At 62.9% G+C, this 16,679-nt stretch carries 11 protein-coding genes and 1 pseudogene; 4 read left to right on the top strand and 8 right to left on the bottom strand.

What is annotated here, in order from left to right; translation table 11 throughout:
• Nucleotide 1: 1 nt before the first annotated feature.
• The 3 genes from EL2594_RS00370 (at nucleotide 2) to EL2594_RS00360 (ending at nucleotide 3,129) form a co-directional block, all read left to right on the top strand.
• Nucleotides 2-1,420: a dihydrolipoyl dehydrogenase family protein gene (locus EL2594_RS00370; RefSeq protein WP_011413040.1), complete on the top strand. Its 1,419-nt coding sequence runs from the start codon at nucleotides 2-4 to the stop codon at nucleotides 1,418-1,420.
• On the top strand, nucleotides 1,420-2,406 hold the full coding sequence (locus tag EL2594_RS00365) for a radical SAM protein (protein WP_011413039.1): 987 nt from the start codon (nucleotides 1,420-1,422) through the stop codon (nucleotides 2,404-2,406). Before EL2594_RS00370 ends, EL2594_RS00365 begins: the two co-directional genes overlap by 1 nt.
• A 96-nt stretch (nucleotides 2,407-2,502) precedes the next feature.
• Nucleotides 2,503-3,129, top strand: coding sequence for a glutathione S-transferase family protein (locus EL2594_RS00360; RefSeq protein WP_011413038.1), 627 nt, complete (start codon nucleotides 2,503-2,505; stop codon nucleotides 3,127-3,129).
• A gap of 7 nt (nucleotides 3,130-3,136) precedes the next feature.
• Here the strand turns inward: EL2594_RS00360 and EL2594_RS00355 are convergent, their stop codons facing one another.
• The 5 genes and pseudogenes from EL2594_RS00355 to EL2594_RS00340 form a co-directional block, all read right to left on the bottom strand.
• Nucleotides 3,137-4,441: a spinster family MFS transporter gene (locus tag EL2594_RS00355; RefSeq protein WP_011413037.1), complete on the bottom strand. Its 1,305-nt coding sequence runs from the start codon at nucleotides 4,439-4,441 to the stop codon at nucleotides 3,137-3,139.
• A gap of 74 nt (nucleotides 4,442-4,515) precedes the next feature.
• Entirely contained in the window at nucleotides 4,516-6,345 is a 1,830-nt protein-coding gene (locus EL2594_RS15570; protein WP_233994324.1) for a TonB-dependent receptor domain-containing protein, read from the bottom strand.
• Nucleotides 6,346-7,058: 713 nt separating this feature from the next.
• Nucleotides 7,059-7,463: pseudogene (locus tag EL2594_RS15565) on the bottom strand (TonB-dependent receptor plug domain-containing protein); the annotation flags it as partial.
• Nucleotides 7,464-7,762: 299 nt separating this feature from the next.
• Complete coding sequence (locus tag EL2594_RS00345; protein WP_011413034.1) at nucleotides 7,763-9,799, bottom strand: 3-hydroxyacyl-CoA dehydrogenase NAD-binding domain-containing protein; 2,037 nt, start codon at nucleotides 9,797-9,799, stop codon at nucleotides 7,763-7,765.
• Between the two features lie 12 nt (nucleotides 9,800-9,811).
• The gene (locus EL2594_RS00340) at nucleotides 9,812-11,056 is read right to left on the bottom strand and encodes a serine hydrolase domain-containing protein (RefSeq protein ID WP_011413033.1); all 1,245 of its coding nucleotides are present in this window, start codon (nucleotides 11,054-11,056) and stop codon (nucleotides 9,812-9,814) included.
• 141 nt (nucleotides 11,057-11,197) lie between these two features.
• On the opposite strand from EL2594_RS00340, the gene EL2594_RS00335 reads away from it, so the two are divergent.
• The gene (locus EL2594_RS00335; RefSeq protein ID WP_081432335.1) at nucleotides 11,198-12,883 is read left to right on the top strand and encodes a class I adenylate-forming enzyme family protein; all 1,686 of its coding nucleotides are present in this window, start codon (nucleotides 11,198-11,200) and stop codon (nucleotides 12,881-12,883) included.
• Here EL2594_RS00335 and EL2594_RS00330 read toward each other — a convergent pair.
• The 3 genes from EL2594_RS00330 to EL2594_RS00320 all read right to left on the bottom strand — a co-directional run bounded on the left by EL2594_RS00330 (nucleotide 12,871) and on the right by EL2594_RS00320 (nucleotide 16,596).
• Nucleotides 12,871-14,094 carry an MFS transporter gene (locus EL2594_RS00330; RefSeq protein WP_233994292.1) on the bottom strand — a complete coding sequence of 408 codons (1,224 nt, stop codon included), beginning with the start codon at nucleotides 14,092-14,094 and terminating at the stop codon, nucleotides 12,871-12,873. The two genes, EL2594_RS00335 and EL2594_RS00330, sit on opposite strands and share 13 nt — an antisense overlap.
• 196 nt (nucleotides 14,095-14,290) lie before the next feature.
• Nucleotides 14,291-15,355: an acyl-CoA dehydrogenase family protein gene (locus tag EL2594_RS00325; protein WP_011413030.1), complete on the bottom strand. Its 1,065-nt coding sequence runs from the start codon at nucleotides 15,353-15,355 to the stop codon at nucleotides 14,291-14,293.
• 29 nt (nucleotides 15,356-15,384) lie between these two features.
• Complete coding sequence (locus EL2594_RS00320) at nucleotides 15,385-16,596, bottom strand: acyl-CoA dehydrogenase family protein (protein WP_011413029.1); 1,212 nt, start codon at nucleotides 16,594-16,596, stop codon at nucleotides 15,385-15,387.
• Between the last annotated feature and the right edge of the window lie 83 nt (nucleotides 16,597-16,679).

Here is a 16,679-nt window from a genome sequence, read left to right as displayed (position 1 = left end):
CATGAAATTCACGCACGACGTTATTGTTATCGGCGGTGGTGCCGCAGGACTGACCGCAGCGGGCGGCTGTGCGCTGTTCGGGCTGAAAGTGGCGCTGATCGAGGGTCACAAGATGGGCGGCGAGTGCCTCAACAACGGCTGCGTCCCTTCCAAGGCACTGATAACCGCCGCAAAGCGCGCTGCAGAAGCCAGGAAGCAGAAACGCTTCGGTGTAGAGCTTGCCGCCCCGAATGTAGAGTGGAGCGGTGTTCATACACACATTCACCGAGCCATTGCGGAAATCGAGCCGCATGACAGCGCGGAACGGTTCGAAGAGATGGGCTGCGAAGTAATCCAGGACTGGGCGCGGGTCACCGGCAAGCAGTCGGTCGAAATCGGCGGGCGCACGCTCACCGCACCGCGGATCGTCATCGCGACCGGCTCAGGCCCCTCGGTGCCGCCGATCCCGGGCCTGGACGCGGTGCCCTATCTCACCAATGAAAACATCTTCGATCTCGAAGCGCAGCCGGATCATCTGGTGATCATCGGCGGCGGCGTGATCGGGATGGAAATGGCGCAGAGTTTCGCCCGGCTTGGCAGCAAGGTGACCGTCATCGAGCCGGGCCGTCCGATGGGCCGCGATGATGAGGACTCGGTCGCCGTCGTGATGGAAGTTATGAAAAAAGAAGGTGTGACCTTCGTGCAGGGCAAGGCCGAGAAGGTCGAAGGCAGGAATGGCGCGATTACGGTGCATGTCGACAATGGCGAACAGGTGAGCGGATCGCATCTGCTCATCGCGGTCGGGCGCAAGGCGCGGGTTTCCGGCTTCGGACTCGAAGATCTGGGCGTCGAACTCGGCAACAACGGGATCAAGGTCGACGAGCGCCGCCGCACTTCGGTGAAAAACATCTACGCCATCGGCGATTGCCGCGAAGGGCCGCGACTGACGCATGTTAGCGGCTACGAAGGCTCCAATGTGGCGCTGGAGATTACGCTCGGGATCCCAACCAAGGTCGACTACAAGGCGCTGCCGTGGTGCACCTATACCGAGCCCGAGGTCGCGCAGATCGGGCTGACCGAAGCGGAAGCGAAAGAAAAGTTCGGCGACAAGGTGACAGTGGTGAAGGAAGGTTTCGACCACAATGAGCGCGCCATCACCGAGGGCGACACGAAGGGGCACATGAAGGTCATCCTGAAAGGCAAGAAAGTGCTCGGAGCGAGCATCGTCGGCAAGAATGCCGGGGAACTGCTCCTGCCCTTCAGCCAGACGATTACCGGTAAGAGCAGCACGTTCGCCATGGGCAGCGCAATCGTCAGCTATCCGACCCGTAGTGAGATTACGAAAGCCGCCGCTTTTGCCGCGTGGGAGCCGACCGTCTTTGGGGCGATCCCGAAGAAATATGCCGGCTTCGTCGCCAAAGTCCGGAGAGCCTTCGCCTGATGGCCTCCCGCAGCAAGAGCCGCAATGCGCCTGCAGGCGCTTCGCCCTTCGCGGTGGAGGCCGCGCGCCTGCCCGAGGAGAAGTTCTCCGATCCGGACTGGACCGCCAAGGGCGAGCCGCGCGCGTCGGTCCCGCTGGTGCAGCTGGACACACTCTGGCTCAACACCGGGACGCTGTGCAATCTCGCCTGCGCAAGCTGCTATATCGAGAGCAGCCCGACCAACGATGCGCTGGTTTACCTGAGCCATGCCCATGCCGCGCCGTTCCTTGACGAAGCCGGGGCTATAGGCACACCCGAGATCGGGTTCACCGGAGGCGAGCCCTTCATGAATCCCGACTTCGTCCCGATGCTCGCCGACACGCTCGAACGCGGCTTCGAAGCGCTGATCCTGAGCAACGCCATGAAGCCGATGCGGCGGCACGAGGCCGCGCTGCTGGACATGCGGGAGCGCTTTGGCGACCGTCTCACCATCCGCGTCAGCCTCGATCACCACACCAAAGCCGTGCACGAGGCCGAACGCGGCCCGCGCAGCTGGGAGGTGGCGATCGACGGTCTGCAATGGCTTTCGCGCAACGGCTTTTCGCTCGCGGTCGCCGGGCGAATGTTACCGGACGAAAGCGAGGCCGACGAGCGCGCGGGCTATGCCCGCCTGTTTGCCGAACACGACATCGCGGTCGATGCGGGCGATCCGATGCGGCTGGTCCTCTTTCCCGAGATGGACGAGGACAAGGATATCGCCGAAATCACAACCGCTTGCTGGCAAATCCTCGGGCAGGACCCGAAGGATATCATGTGCGCCACAAGCCGCATGGTCGTCCACCGCAAGGGCGAGCCGGAGCCGCGCGTCACGGCCTGCACGCTGATCCCCTACGATCCGGGCTTCGACATGGGCGCGACGCTGGATGAAGCGTCACGGCCCGTAAAGCTTAACCACCCCCATTGCGCACGCTTCTGCGTCCTCGGCGGGGCAAGCTGCTCGGCCTGATCCGCCCAAGGACACCATTCGTCGCTTGAGCGGGAGCCTTCCGATGCCTCCCCCGTTGAATCTCATAGATTTCATCGCTTTCCGAGGAGACCCGCAATGCCGACACTCTACACCATGCCCGGCACCTGTTCGCTGGCAGCCAACATCGCGGTGGCATGGACCGAAGCCCCGATCTCCGTGCGCAATATGGAATATGGCGATCACAAGAAGGACGACTATCTCGCCATCAACCCCAAGGGCAAAGTTCCAGCCTTGCAGTTCGACGATGGCGAGGTGCTGACGGAACTCGCCGCGATCCTGTCTTATATCGGAGCTGCGCATGGCACCGCAGGCTATGCCCGCGACACGAAGCTGGGGCGCAAGGAAGCCGAAGCGCTGTCCTACATGATTAGCGAAGTCCACGCCGCTTACGGCCCGCATTTCGCAGCGCAGAACTTCGCCGAGAGCGAGGGTGCGCAGCACGAGGTAAAGCAAGGCGCGTACCACCGGCTGCGCGGCCATTACGAGTGGATGGAAGAGCGGCTATCCGACAGCGGCGGCGGATTTTACCTTGGCGAGAAAAGCTTTGCCGATGCGTTTCTCTACGTGCTGACCCGCTGGATCGACCAGACCCCGCTCAGCCTCTCGGACTATCCGCAGCTCGCCGAATTTCGCAACCGGATGGAACAGGACAAGGGCGTGCAGAACGCCTTGGAACAGCAAGCCATGGAGCCGATGGGCTGATTTCGGTTCAAACCGCAGCCTTGGGATAGTCATGCTTCATCAATACCGCAGCGCGCCAGTAACAGAGGATCGCGACCGGTGTTGCCGCCGCCACCACCAGCAGGGCGTAGCGCAATGACTCATTTCCGAAGCGCGGCGCGAACAGGTCAGACAGCACCCCGACCATGGTCGGCCCCAGCCCCAGCCCGATCAGGTTGATGATCAACAGCGTGATGGCCGCCCACACAGCGCGCATCTTGAGCGGGGCGAGCGTCTGGATCACCGCGAAGGTCGGACCGAGGTAGCTCGACTGGAAGAGCACGGCGACGAAATAGACGCCGACCGCCATCCATGCATCGCCCGCGAGATAGAACCATATCAGGAATGGCAGGGCGATGGTCTTGAGTATCGCGATCATCCAGGGCTGCCGCCACAATCCGTCGCGAGCGGTCATCCGGTTTGCGAGCCAGCCGCCACCCAGCCCGCTCGCGACACCGGCTATAGCAAGCAGCGGCGCGACGATATTCCCGACCTGAAGCGTGTTGAGGTCGAAAATCCGGATCAGGTAGGCCGGGGTCCAGCCGGTCAGCGCGTAACCGATCATCGACGTCAGTGTGACGCCCGCGATCATCCAGCGGGCCGAGCGGTTCGAGAGGATTGTGGTGAAGCCCTCCCCGATGCTCGGCTGGTCTTCGCTGTCGACTGCGCCCGGCTCGGCCCGGCGCGGCGGCTCGGTCGCGAACAGCTTGACGAAAATTGCCAGCATGACCCCCGGGAGGCCGATGACGATAAACGCCACGCGCCAATCGAAGAAATAGGTAAGATTTCCTCCGAACATCTGCCCCGCCGCAGCGCCCAGCGTCACGCCGAGCGAGTAGATCGACAGTGCGAGCGCACGCTTTTCCGCCGGATAGAGGTCGGCAATGATCGAATGGCTCGGCGGGCTGGAGCCGGCCTCCCCGATTCCGACCCCGACGCGCGCGGCCAGCAGCTGGATGAAATTCTGCGCCAGCCCGCAGGCAGCGGTCATCGCGCTCCACAGCGCGAGCGCGATCGAGATGATGTTGATCCGGTTCATCCGGTCGGCCAGCGCTGCGACCGGGATGCCGAGCGTGGCGTAGAACAGCGCGAAGGCGAAGCCGGACAGCAGACCCAGCTGCGTGTCGGACAAAAGCAGGTCGGCCTTGATGTCCTCCAGCAGGATCGCAAGGATCTGCCGGTCCATGTAGCTGAAGAAATAGGTGACGGTGAGGAGAAACAGCGTGACCTTGCGCGCACGGTCGCTCACCTCGCCCGCAGGCGCCCCCCCCGCAATGCCTGTCGCTGTCGCCATGTCTGCTCTCCCCGCTTGCTCGCAAAGCAAGGGGGCCGGAGAACTGGTCCCCGGCCCCCTGCCTGTTCAGCCGATCAGAACCGCGTCCGGATGCCGAAGCGGTAGTTGCGCCCGATCGCGTTGCCGATGAACGGGTTGAAGCCCAGCGGCAGCTGTGCGGTTGCCGGCTCGGCATCGGTGAAGTTCTTTATCGCGGCCTGCAATTGCGCCTCGACGAAACCGAGGTCGACATCCACCGTCAGCGCGATGTCGTGCTGTGTGTAGGACCCGCTCTCGATGCCGAAATCGGTCGGCCCGGCCGAGGTCGAGAAACACGGCGCGGGGCGCGTCACGCAGCGATCGTCGGTCACGCCGTCGATATGCGTAACCGAGTAGCGCACGTTGAACGGCTCCCAACCGACATTGACAAAGCCGTTGGCGCGCCATTCCGGAACCGTGTTCGGATCGCGGAAGTAGTTGCCGAAGCCGATCGCATCGTAAGCCTCTTCGGTGACCACGCCCTGCACGACGAATTCGTCAAAGCTGTAATCGAGGTTCCAGACCGCATTACCGCCGAATGACAGGTCGGCCGTTTCGCCCAGTGGCACATTGACCGTCAGTGCGAAGTCGAGGCCGGAAATCTTGACGTCCGGCCCGTTGACCCAGTCGGTCCGTACACGACTGATGTCGAGCCCGGTCGTGGTGCCCTGGATACAGGTGTTGCCGCTGAATGTGATCAGGTTGGCCAGCGGGCTGGAACAATCGACCGGAGCTGTACCCGTCGTCTGGCCGTTGCCCACCAGACTGGCGATGGCATCGCCCGGGGTCGTAGTGATGCGGTCTTCCAGATCGATCGACCAGTAGTCGACGCTGAAGATCACGTTGCCCGCACCCAGCGGCACATTCATGATCGCGCCGATGTTGTAGGTGAAGGCCGTCTCAGGACCGAGGTCGTTGGGGTTGCCGAAGATGTCGAGCGACTTGAAATTGCCGCCCGCTGCGGTGAATCCCTGCAGTGCAGTGACAGAGATCGGTGCGACTTGCGACGGGATCGGGCCGCGGAAGGTCGTGCCGACCGAGCCGCGGAACGTCAGCCAATCGGTCGCTTCGAAGCGGATCGAACCCTTCGGGTTGATGGTCGAACCGACCGCACCGCCATAATCTTCGAAACGGATCGCCGCCTGCGCTTCGATCCGGTCGGTAATAGGCAGCTGCACTTCGCCGAAGAAAGCATAGACGCTCTGGTCGAGATCCACCGGCCGCGAACCGCCGAGGAAGATGAACGGGCCGACACCCTCGGTCGACGTGCCAACGCAGCTCCTGTCGCCTTCCCTGAAGCACGGATTGATGTCGAGGTTCGATTCGTCGTTGATCGGCCGGCTGTTGAAATTGGTGTCGCGATACTGGAACCCGACCGCGAAGGCGACATTGCCGCCTGGCAATGCAAAGCCGGTGTCGCCGGAAAGGACCAGGTCGAAAACGAACTGGCTTTCTTCTTCGACCGTGCCGTTGGGGATCTGGAGAAAACGGAGCAGTTCGGCACTGTTTTCATTGCCAGGCACGTAGAACGGATTGGTGAGGCCCAGCGTCGGGTTGCCAGGACCGGCGTTGGAGAACGGGTTGAAATATTGGCATGGGCCGGCGCCGGGCGTGCCCGTAGCGGGATTACAGTCTGCGCCGCCGAGGCCGTTGAGCGCATTCTGCAGGCGTGTACCGACAATGCCCGGCGCGAAAGCCGTGCGGTCCGAATCCCAGAACGTGCCATCGATATCGAGCGTCAGGCTGTCATTGAGTTCGATGTCGAAGCCGCCGCTGAAGCGATAGGCCTGGTTGCTGGCAAAGCCGGTGCCCGAACCGCGATCGGGATCGAGCGGGTTGCCGAGATAGCCAGCGGGCGGAACAGCACGTTGGTAACGGCTACCAATGGCCCCGGATTGTTCGCCGGAAGCCCTTGCTGCGCGAGAAACGGTGCTACGCCCGGATTATTCGGGGACGTCGTAAATGCGCTCAGGAAGCCCGAGCCGCGCGGGCCCTGCGTCGGCGGGAAGGCCGGCGAATAGTTGATCGATTCAAGATCGCTGCGTGCCCACATCGCATCGGCCTGGAAACGAACGCGATCGCTGAGGTCCACGGTGAACTGGCCGAACACCTGGTAGCGATCCTCGTCCTCGACAATGTTGTCGAAGGGAATGAACGTGAAGCGACAGATGGCGCCGTCCTGGAAACCGCCCAGCTCGTTACAACCGCGATCCGGGCGAGTGACAGTGTTGAGCGCCTCGTTGCCCGGTGTAGCGGGGTTGTCCGGCTGGCCTGTCAGATAGGTCGCTGCGAACAGCCCGGGCGTCGAGAGGGCCGAAAAGCCCGACGGGTTCACAGTGTAGGGCAGCGCGGTGTAGTCGCGCTCGGTGGTCGGCAGTTCCGAACGATGCTGCCAGCCGGCGCCGATGACTATGTTGGCATCGCCGAACTCGAACCCGGCCAGCGCGCTAAGCGAATAATCGTTATCCGAACCGCTGATGAGCGAGTAATCGCCCTGCAATTCGAGCCCGACGAAATCGCTGCGGGTGATGAAGTTGGCAACGCCCGCAATCGCATCGGAACCGTAGGTCGTGCCTGCGCCGTCCTTCAGGATCTCGACACGTTCGAGCGCAAAGAGCGGGATCAGCTGCGTATCGACGAAGCCGGCACCCGGGGTAAGGATCGTGCGCTTGCCGTTGACCAGCACCAGCGTACGCTGCGGACCGAGGCCGCGCAGGTTGATCGAGCCGACGCCCTGAAAGCCTTGCGCGGAAGTCGAGAACTGGTTGGTATCGCCAAGCACAGCGCCGACCGAGGGCAGTTCCTTGATAAATTCGAGCGGGCTGTCGACGCCCTGCTTCGCCAGATCTTCACTGGTGTAGACATCGACCGGCAACGCTGCATCTTCCGGCGTGCCACGAATGAGCGAGCCGGTTACGACGATGGTGCGGCCCTGGTCTTCGACCTGGCTGTCGCCGGCACCCGCCTGCTGCGGATTGGCCTGCGCCGAAGCGGCGCTCGGCATAAAGGCCAATGCGGATGCAAGTGCGCCGAATGCGATCGAATGGCGAAGCGAATATTTCATGGTGGCTCCCTCAACCCGTTGAAACTCTTCCGGTCGGGAAAGCGGCGCCTCTACGCAATTTCCGCGGTGCGCAGGCAGCGACCCATGCGCAAAGGCAAGGATTCGCTGGCGATCCTGTCGCACCGGGCCTCTCCCAACCCGCTGCGCATCATGCGCCTCTCTCGCCCCGCGCGCAAGCAAGATAAGTTTCAGAAATGTGACTTATCGGCACCATTATGACGCCGGTCGAACAATCGCGCCTAGTTGAACCGCTCGCCCGCCTCGGCCTTGCGGCGCAGATACTCGCTGACCGGCAGCCCATGTTTCTCAAGCCCGGCAACGATGGTGTCCAGCCCGACAGTGTCGGCCCAGAACATCGGCCCGCCGGTATAAAGCGGCCAGCCGTAGCCGTTGATCCACACCACATCGATATCGCTGGCACGCTGCGCCATGCCTTCGTCGAGGATCATCGCGCCTTCGTTGACCATCGGATAGAGCAGCCGCTCGCGGATTTCGTCCTTCGAGATATCGCGCTGTTCGGTGCCTTCCTTCCTGGCGAAGTCGGCGATGATCGCTTGCACCTCTTCCGAAGGCGTGCGCTGGCGGGCTTCGTCGTAATCGTAGAAGCCCTTGCCGTTTTTCTGCCCGAACCTCTCGGCCGCGCAGAGCGCTTCGCGAATGGTCGTGACCTTGGACGGGTCGCGGTGCCAGCCGATGTCGATCCCTGCCAGATCCGCCATCTGAAACGGCCCCATCGGGAAACCGAATTCGAGCAGGACGTCGTCGACTTCCCAGTATTTCGCGCCCTCCATGATCAGTTCGTTGGCCTGTTTCTGGCGCGGCGAGAGCATGCGGTTGCCGATAAAGCCGTCACACACGCCCGCAACCACGGCCACTTTGCCGATCTTTTTGGCCAGCTTCATCGAAGTCAGCAGCACATCGTCGCGCGTTTCCGCGCCGCGCACGATTTCCAGCAGCTTCATAACATTGGCGGGCGAGAAGAAGTGCAGGCCCAGTACATAGCCTGGGCGCTTGGTGGCCTGCGCAATTTCATCGATGTTGAGGTAGCTGGTGTTGGAAGCAAGGATTGCGCCCTGCTTCACTGTTTCGTCGAGCTTGGCGAAGACCTCTTTCTTGACGTCCATATTCTCGTAGACAGCTTCGATAACAAGATCGCAATCGGCCAGATCCGCATAGTCGAGCGTCGGGTTCAGCAGCCCCATGGCCTGTTCGACCTGCTCGGGCTTCATCCGGCCTTTCTTGGCCGTGCGCTCGTAATTCTTGGCGATAACGCCCGTACCGCGATCAAGCGCGTCCTGCTTCATCTCGAGGATCGTCACCGGAATCCCGGCCGAGAGAAAGTTCATCGCGATGCCGCCGCCCATCGTGCCTGCGCCGATCACGCCGACTTTCTGGATGTCGATCAGCGGAGTCTTGGGATCGACATTGTCGATCTTGTTGGCCGCGCGTTCGGCGAAGAAATAGTGCCGCATGGCCGCGCTCTGCGTCCCGCTCATCAGGCCGGTGAACAGCTCGCGCTCTTTCTTCACACCTTCGGCATAGGGCCGCTCGGTCGCGGCCTTGACCGCCTTGACCGCCGCATCGGGCGCATCGAAGCCGCGGATTTTGCGGGCGTTCCTGGCGCGGAACTCGTCGAAGAGGTCGGGATTCTTCACGCCATCCTCATGCGCGGTACCTTCGCTCGAACGCGGGACGGGCTTGCCGATCTGCTCGCGCGCGAAAGCGATCGCATCGGCCTCGAGGCTGTCCTCGCCGACTATCTTGTCGACCAGCCCGATCGCTTCCGCCTTGGCGGCCGGGATCGGGTTGCCGTTGACCACCATCGGCAGCGCGGCTTCGACGCCGACCACACGCGGCAGGCGCTGCGTGCCGGCGGCGCCCGGGATCAGTCCAAGCTTGACTTCCGGCAGGCCCAGCTTCGCACTGGGCACCGCGACGCGATAGTGGCACGCCAGCGCGACTTCGCAGCCGCCGCCCAGCGCGGTGCCGTGGATCGCCGCGACGACCGGCTTGTCGCCCGCTTCCATCGCATCGAGCGTTTCCGGCAGGTTTGGGCCCTGCGGCGGCTTGCCGAATTCGGTAATGTCGGCGCCTGCAAAAAACGTGCGCCCGTCGCAGCGGATAACCACCGCCTTGATCGCATCATCACCCATCGCCTCCTCGACCCCGTCCTTAAGGCCCTGCCGCACGGCTTGGCCCAGTGCGTTGACCGGCGGATTGTCGGAAATGATGACGAGCACATCGTCATGGCGTTCGGTTCGAATGGGTGAAGTCATCGGGGTCTCTCCTCAGGCTGCGCGGCTCTCGGTTAGCGCGCTGTAAATCAGGGTCTTGAGCTGGCGGCGGATCGGATAGGTGCTGGAGGGATAGACTTGCGTCATGAATACGCAGGTGATCCCCTCGACCGGATCGACGAAGAACGCGGTCGAATAGGCTCCGCCCCAGTAGAATTCGCCGAGACTGGAAGGCATCAGCGTTCTGGCCGGATCGATCACCATGGCAAAACCGAGTCCGAAGCCGGTCCCGGCATTGTTGCTTTCGGAAAACAGGCTGCTCGACATTTCGGTCAAGTCGGCGCCGTCAGGCAGATGGTTGGTGCGCATCTGCCGTAGTGTCTTGGGGCCGACGATGCGCGCGCCATCGAGCTCGCCGCCGTTCAGCAGCATCTTGGTGAAGCGGTGATAATCGGCGATTGTGCCGCACAGACCCCCTCCACCGCTGTCGAAGCGACCGTCTTGGGCAAGCTTACTGCCCGGCCCGGCGTCGATCTTGTGCGGCGGCTTGCCAGGGACATACTGATAGGCATCGACCAGCCGGGCATCGTCCCCCACCCCGAATGCGGTGTCGACCATGCCGAGCGGCCCGAAGATGTGCTGCTGGAAATAGTCGCCCAGCCGCATCCCGCTTATGCGCTCGACGCATACACCCAGCGCGTCGGTCGCGACCGAGTAGTTCCACCCCTGCCCCGGCGCGAACTCCAGCGGCAGCTTGGCAAGGATATCGATGAATTCATCGCTATCGTGCCGGCTGCGCGCGAAATCGAGATTGTGCTCGCGATAGACCGCATCGATATTGGTGCGGTTTTGCAGTCCGTAGGTCAGCCCCGACATATGCGTGATCAGATCGATGAACCGCATCGGATGCGTCGGCGTGCCCGGCATGAAAGGCACGGTGCCGCCTCCGCCCCCGGCATAGACGCGCAGGTCCTTGAACTCTGGCAGGACCTTCGTGACCGGCTCTTCCAGCGCGACCTTGCACCGTTCGACCAGCTGCATGAAGGCGATCGACGTCACCGGCTTGGTCATCGAAGCGATGCGGAAGATGGCATCGTCGCGCAAATCCTCGCGCTCTTCGCCCATCCGGCCCTGCTTGTCGTAATAGACCGGATGTCCATCGCGCGCGACGACAAGCTGCGTCATCGGCAGACGGCCGCTGTCGATGTAGCTGTCCTTGAGAAACGCAGCGATCCGCGCGAGGCGGCTTTCGTCGAAACCCAGCGAAGCGGGGTCGGCGCAATCGAATGGCGCGGTCATTCTCTCTCCCAATGGTTCGGCGCTTGAGCGCTCTTGCAACCTCACCTAGCATCGGTTGCAAAGAAAAACAGACTCGATTGGGAGAGAGCGGTGAGTGAAACCAATGTGCTCGGCTGGAGCAAGCCGGATGGCTGGCCAGCGATGTCGCTGCAGCAGGTGCACGATACATTGTGCGCGCCGGGCATGCCCTTCGAGTACGAGACCGTCGATGTGCGCGGCATCCCGACGCGGGTCTGGAAAAATGCCCCGCCGAGCTTGCGCGCGCTGGCCGTTCATGCGCGCAGCCATGGCGAGCGGCTGTTCACGATCTACGAGGACGAACGGGTCACCTACGACGCCTGGTACCGGGCTGTCGCAGCGCTTGCTACGGAGTTCCGCAAACGCGGGATTGCCAAGGGCGACCGGGTGGCGCTGGCGATGCGCAACCTGCCTGAATGGCCCGTCGTCTTCTTCGCCGCGACGAGCATCGGTGCAATTTGCGTGCCGCTCAATGCCTGGTGGACCGGAGACGAGCTTGAATTCGGTCTCGCCGATTCTGGCGCGAAACTGCTGGTCTGCGATGCCGAGCGATGGGAACGGATTGCTCCGCACCGCGAAGCCTGCCCCGATCTCGCCGATGTCCTCGTTTCGCGCATGGGAGGCGACGATCTCTCGGTAGAGCGCCTCGAAGATCTGATCGGCACGCCGCATTCGTGGCCGACGCTGCCGGATGCAGAGATGCCCGAAGCCGACATCGCCCCGGACGATCCGGCGACGATCTTCTATACCAGCGGCACGACCGGCCGGCCCAAGGGCGCGCTCGGCAGCCATCGCAACCTCACCACCAATATCCTCTCCAGCGCCTATGCCGCTGCGCGCACCGCCTTGCGGCGCGGCGAAGTGCCGCCGGCGGGCGTGCAGAAGGTCGGGCTAACCGTCATCCCGCTGTTCCATGTCACGGCCTGCTCGGCGAGCATGATGGGCGCTCTGTTTGCAGGCCACACGCTGATTTTCCTGTATCGCTGGGACACGGTGAAAGCCTTCGAGATCATCGAGCGCGAGAAGGTCAATCTGACCGGCGGCGTGCCGACGATCGCGTGGCAGATGATCGAGCATCCCGATCGCGACAAGTACGACCTCTCGAGCCTCGAAAGCATCGCTTATGGCGGGGCGCCAGCAGCGCCCGAACTGGTGCGCAAGATCTACGAAGTATTCGGCGCCATGCCCGGCAACGGCTGGGGCATGACGGAGACCATGGCAACCGTCACCAGCCACACGGCGGAAGACTATCTCAACCGCCCGGAAAGCTGCGGCCCGCCGGTGCCGGTGGCCGACCTGAAAATCACCGACGAGGCCGGCAGGGAATTGCCGGTCGGCGAAGTCGGCGAACTATGGGCCAGAGGGCCGATGACGGTGATCGAATACTGGAACCGACCTGAAGCGAGCGCGGAAACTTTCGTCGACGGCTGGGTCCGGACAGGCGACCTTGCGCGGCTCGACGAGGAAGGCTTCTGCTATATCGTTGATCGCGCCAAGGACATGGTCATCCGCGGCGGCGAGAATATCTATTCAAGCGAGGTCGAGAACGTCCTCTACGATCACCCGGCAGTGACCGATGCTGCGCTGATCGGCCTGCCGCACAAACAATTGGGCGAAGAGCCCGCGGCCGTCGTCCACCTCGCACCGGGCATGACCGCGAGCGAGACCGAATTGCAAAGCTGGGTAGCCGAGCGACTGGCGAGATTCAAAGTCCCCGTGCGGATACTCTTTGTACAGGACACGCTGCCGCGCAATGCCAATGGCAAGATCCTGAAGAAGGACCTAGGGGCGCTGTTTCAGGACAGCTGACTCCGCGGCTCGCTGACACGCCAGAACACCACTGCCAGGGCCAATCCGAGCGACAGGAATGCAGCGACGATCAAAGGCATAAACCCGAGCGCAGCGATGGCAAGCCCGGCGATGATCGGTCCGGTCGAAGATACCGCGCCCTCGACGGTAGTAGTGAGCGCGATCCGCATAGGAATGTCCTCGTGCGCGCCGAATTCCAGGACCAGCGTCAGCGCCGCCATCATCCAGCCCGACATGCCGAAGCCGAGTGCGGCAAAGGCGGCATAGAGCATCGCACCTTCACCTGCGACCAACAGTGTCAGACCCACCAGGCTGCAGAAAAGCGCGCCGAGATAGACCAGCCGGAAGCCGTAACGATCGCCGATCTGGCCCCACAGCACGTTGCTGACCGTCTCCGAGGCGAGATAGGCAAGGCTGAGCGCACCGATGACATAGCCGTCCAATCCGAGCCGCTCGCCGACATAGAGCGTCCAGAACGGCAGGCCGACACGGGCGATGCTGGAAAAGCCGTGCGCCAGCAGGAAGAAGCGATAGGTGCGGTGCCGCAGGAGCTCGGCGAACTGGCCCCAGCGCTCTCGCAGCGGCACCGGCTGGCGGATAGTGGGAGCGGATGGCTCCTTGATGCCGAATTGCAGCACCAGCAGGCCGATGGTGGTCAGGATGAAGGCAAACAGGAACGTCGTCGCATAGCCGTTGCCGAGCCATTGCTGCTCGATGAAATAAACCCCCGCCGCCCAGGCCAAAACCGCCGCAATGCCGCCGCCGAGGAGGTTGCGCACGCCCTGCAATCGCCCGCGCCGGTCGATCGGGATGACCTTGGCCATCAGCATCTGGAACGCGACCCGCTGCGCGCCCTGGAAGAACCCCAGCGCAAGGAAGATCGCCAGCGTCGCGGCAAACAGCGCCCGCCCTTCGAGAAACCATGCGGTCAGCGCCATGGCCAGCACCATCATCCGCATCAGGGAGCCGACGGTGATGGCATAGGGCAGGATGTGATTGCGGCTCTCGACCCGCGCGCCCGACAGGACCGGCGAGAGCGTTCCGCCGAGTTGCAGCAGCGCCATGCCGAGGCCGACGGCGGCCGCGCTGCCGGTCTGGACATAGAGATAGGCCGGGATGATCGTGGGCGCGTAGATCAGGCGGAAGCCCGTCATTCCGAATACGCCGTGGATCAGCGTCGCGGCGTAATTGCGCCTGAGGTTCGATTCCACGAACGCGTGGTGGCGGGACCACACATCGTGTTGCATGCTCTCCACTTCCCGTTCGCCCTGAGCCGGTGGCGCTTCGCGCCGTCTTCGACTCCGAAGGGCTGTCCTTTCTTCTGGCGTAGAGCTCAAAGTGAAAGACAAGGCTTCGACAGGCTCAGCCCGAACGGATTAGCGGTGCCGAGCATGTCGCGGGCCGGCCTCAATAGCCGGCGAGCTTGGCGTGGCGATCCTTGAGGAAGCCCGAATTGCCCCAGCTCGCTTCGAGAACACGGGCGCGCTTCAGGTAAAACCCAACATCGTATTCGTCAGTCATCCCGATCCCGCCATGAAGTTGGATACCCTGCCGGCTCATCGTGTGCAGCACATCGTTGGCGCGGCTCTTGGCGAGGCAGGCCGCCTCGGGCACCTTGAACCCGGTATCGAGCGCCTGCAACCCGGCCTCGACAGCGGTACGCATCAGCTCGAGATCGGTGAACAGGTCGGCCATGCGGTGCTGCAGCGCCTGAAAACTCGATAGCACCTGGTTGAACTGCGTTCGCTGCTTCAGATAGGCGAGCGTTTCATCGAAGACCTGCTGCGCCATGCCGAGCATTTCGGCAGCGGTAAGAATGCGCGCACGGTCGAGGATCTGCTCGGCGAGATCGTCGCCGCCATCGGCCAGCTTTTCCGCAGGCGCGCCGTCGAATGTCACTTCGGCATGGTCGCGCTGGTCGGTGAGGTTGCGATCGGACAGCGCAACACCATCCCCCTTCTCTACGAAATACACACCGTCGCTGGCGAGGACCACAAACAGCCCGGCGCTTTCGGCCTCGTGCACGAAAGGCTTGGTGCCGCTCAGCTTGCCGTCCGAAACCGTCGCGCTCGACGTTGCGCCGGTGTGCCGCGCGGCATCGTCGAAGGCGAGCGTGCCGACCAGTTCACCACTGGCGAGCCGGGGCAGGTATTTTTCCTTCTGCGCCTGCGAGCCGCCGAGGATGATTGCGCTTGCCGCGAGCGAGCTTGCCACCAGCGGGCTCGCCGTCAGCGTCTTGCCGGTTTCCTCGACCACCAGCCCGAGGCTCATCCAGCCGAAGTCGCTGCCGCCGAAGTTTTCGGGGATGATGACGCCGGTCCAGCCCATTTCGGCCATCGCGTCCCAGGCTTCGGGATCGAAATTCTTGCCCTCGTTGCGGACCTTGCGCCACGCGGCGACCGGGCTTTCGTTCTTCGTCCATTCCTGCGCCATGTCGCGCAGCATGGTCTGTTCTTCGTTCAGCACTGCCATGATGTTTCGTCCTGTCCCTGCGCCCGCGCTTACTGGTGGTCCAGCATGCCAAGGATACGCTTGGCGATGATGTTGTTCTGGATTTCGGTCGAGCCGCCATAGATCGTGGTCGCCTTGCCGAAGAGCCAGCCGCGGACATGCTGCAGTTCCTTATCCGTAAAGCCTTCGCCTTCCCAGCCGAGGCCGCGGAAGCCCATGATCTCGATCAGCAATTCGGCGCGCTGCTGGCCCAGCTTGGAGCCGACATTCTTGAGGATCGAACTGATCTCCGAAACGCCGCCCTGCGCCTTGCTTTCCTCCATCGCGCGGCGCGCGGTGAGGAGGAAGGTGTTCCACGCCATTTCGAATTCGGCGATCTTTGCCCGCATTTCCGGGTCATTGAGCCGGCCCTGTTCGTCGGTGCCGAGATAATGCTCGGCAATCTTGGAAAGCGGCTGGGCATTGAGCGCCGCGAGCGCTCCACCACCGGAGATATTGGTCCGTTCGTGCTGGAGCAGGCGCTTGCCGATGGTCCAGCCCTGCCCTTCTTCGCCGACGAGGTTTTCCTTCGGCACCTTCACATCGGTGAAGAAGGTCTCGCAAAACGGGCTCATGCCGCTGATCATAGTGATCGGCTTCACGTCGACGCCGGGCGAGTCCATGTCGATCAGCAGGAAGGAAATGCCCTTGTGCTTGTCGCTGCGGTCGGTGCGGACAAGGCAGAAGCATTTGTCCGCCCACTGCCCGCCGCTGGTCCAGGTCTTCTGGCCATTGACGAGATAGTGATCGCCCTTGTCCTCGGCGCTGGTCTGCAAGCTGGCAAGATCCGAACCGGCATTCGGCTCCGAATAGCCTTGGCACCAGCGTACTTCGCCGCGGGTGATCGGCGGGATATGTTCGAGCTTTTGTTCGTGGCTGCCGAACTCGAGCAGCGTCGGGCCGAACATCATCACGCCCATGCCGCCGATCGGGTTCCAGGCCCCGGCCATGGCCATTTCCTGCTCGAGCACCTTGGCCTGCTTCTTGGTCAGGCCGCCGCCATTATACTCTTTGGGCCAGGTCGGAGTGCCCCAGCCTTTCTCGCCCATGGCCTCGCGCCAGGCCTTTTCTTCCGGCGTTTCTTCGCCCGGCCCTTCGACCGTGCGCATGACATTGCCCTTGCCCTTGAGGCTGTCGGGGAAACTGGCCTTGAGGAAGTCCTTCACTTCGGCGCGGAAGGCATCGAGATCGTCTTCCGGGCGGGTGTCGGCTGCGGTCGCCATCGCTTCTCTCCTGCTTATGAGTCTTGTTTTGCCACCTATGCACGAGTCAAAGGGCCGAGAACAGGGGGCCTGTGGTCCATGCT

Source organism: Erythrobacter litoralis HTCC2594 (assembly GCF_000013005.1).
Classification (GTDB): Bacteria; Pseudomonadota; Alphaproteobacteria; order Sphingomonadales; family Sphingomonadaceae; genus Parerythrobacter; species Parerythrobacter litoralis_A.
This window is presented reverse-complemented; position numbering and strand designations above follow the sequence as displayed.

Coding starts and splice junctions, on each gene's coding strand:
- EL2594_RS00320 (WP_011413029.1), bottom strand. CDS start 16,596: ATGGCGACCGCAGCCGACACCCGCCCGGAAGACGATCTCGATGCCTTC.
- EL2594_RS00370 (WP_011413040.1), top strand. CDS start 2: ATGAAATTCACGCACGACGTTATTGTTATCGGCGGTGGTGCCGCAGGA.
- EL2594_RS00335 (WP_081432335.1), top strand. CDS start 11,198: ATGTCGCTGCAGCAGGTGCACGATACATTGTGCGCGCCGGGCATGCCC.
- EL2594_RS00355 (WP_011413037.1), bottom strand. CDS start 4,441: ATGGCGACAGCGACAGGCATTGCGGGGGGGGCGCCTGCGGGCGAGGTG.
- EL2594_RS00325 (WP_011413030.1), bottom strand. CDS start 15,355: ATGGCAGTGCTGAACGAAGAACAGACCATGCTGCGCGACATGGCGCAG.
- EL2594_RS00365 (WP_011413039.1), top strand. CDS start 1,420: ATGGCCTCCCGCAGCAAGAGCCGCAATGCGCCTGCAGGCGCTTCGCCC.
- EL2594_RS00340 (WP_011413033.1), bottom strand. CDS start 11,056: ATGACCGCGCCATTCGATTGCGCCGACCCCGCTTCGCTGGGTTTCGAC.
- EL2594_RS00345 (WP_011413034.1), bottom strand. CDS start 9,799: ATGACTTCACCCATTCGAACCGAACGCCATGACGATGTGCTCGTCATC.
- EL2594_RS00360 (WP_011413038.1), top strand. CDS start 2,503: ATGCCGACACTCTACACCATGCCCGGCACCTGTTCGCTGGCAGCCAAC.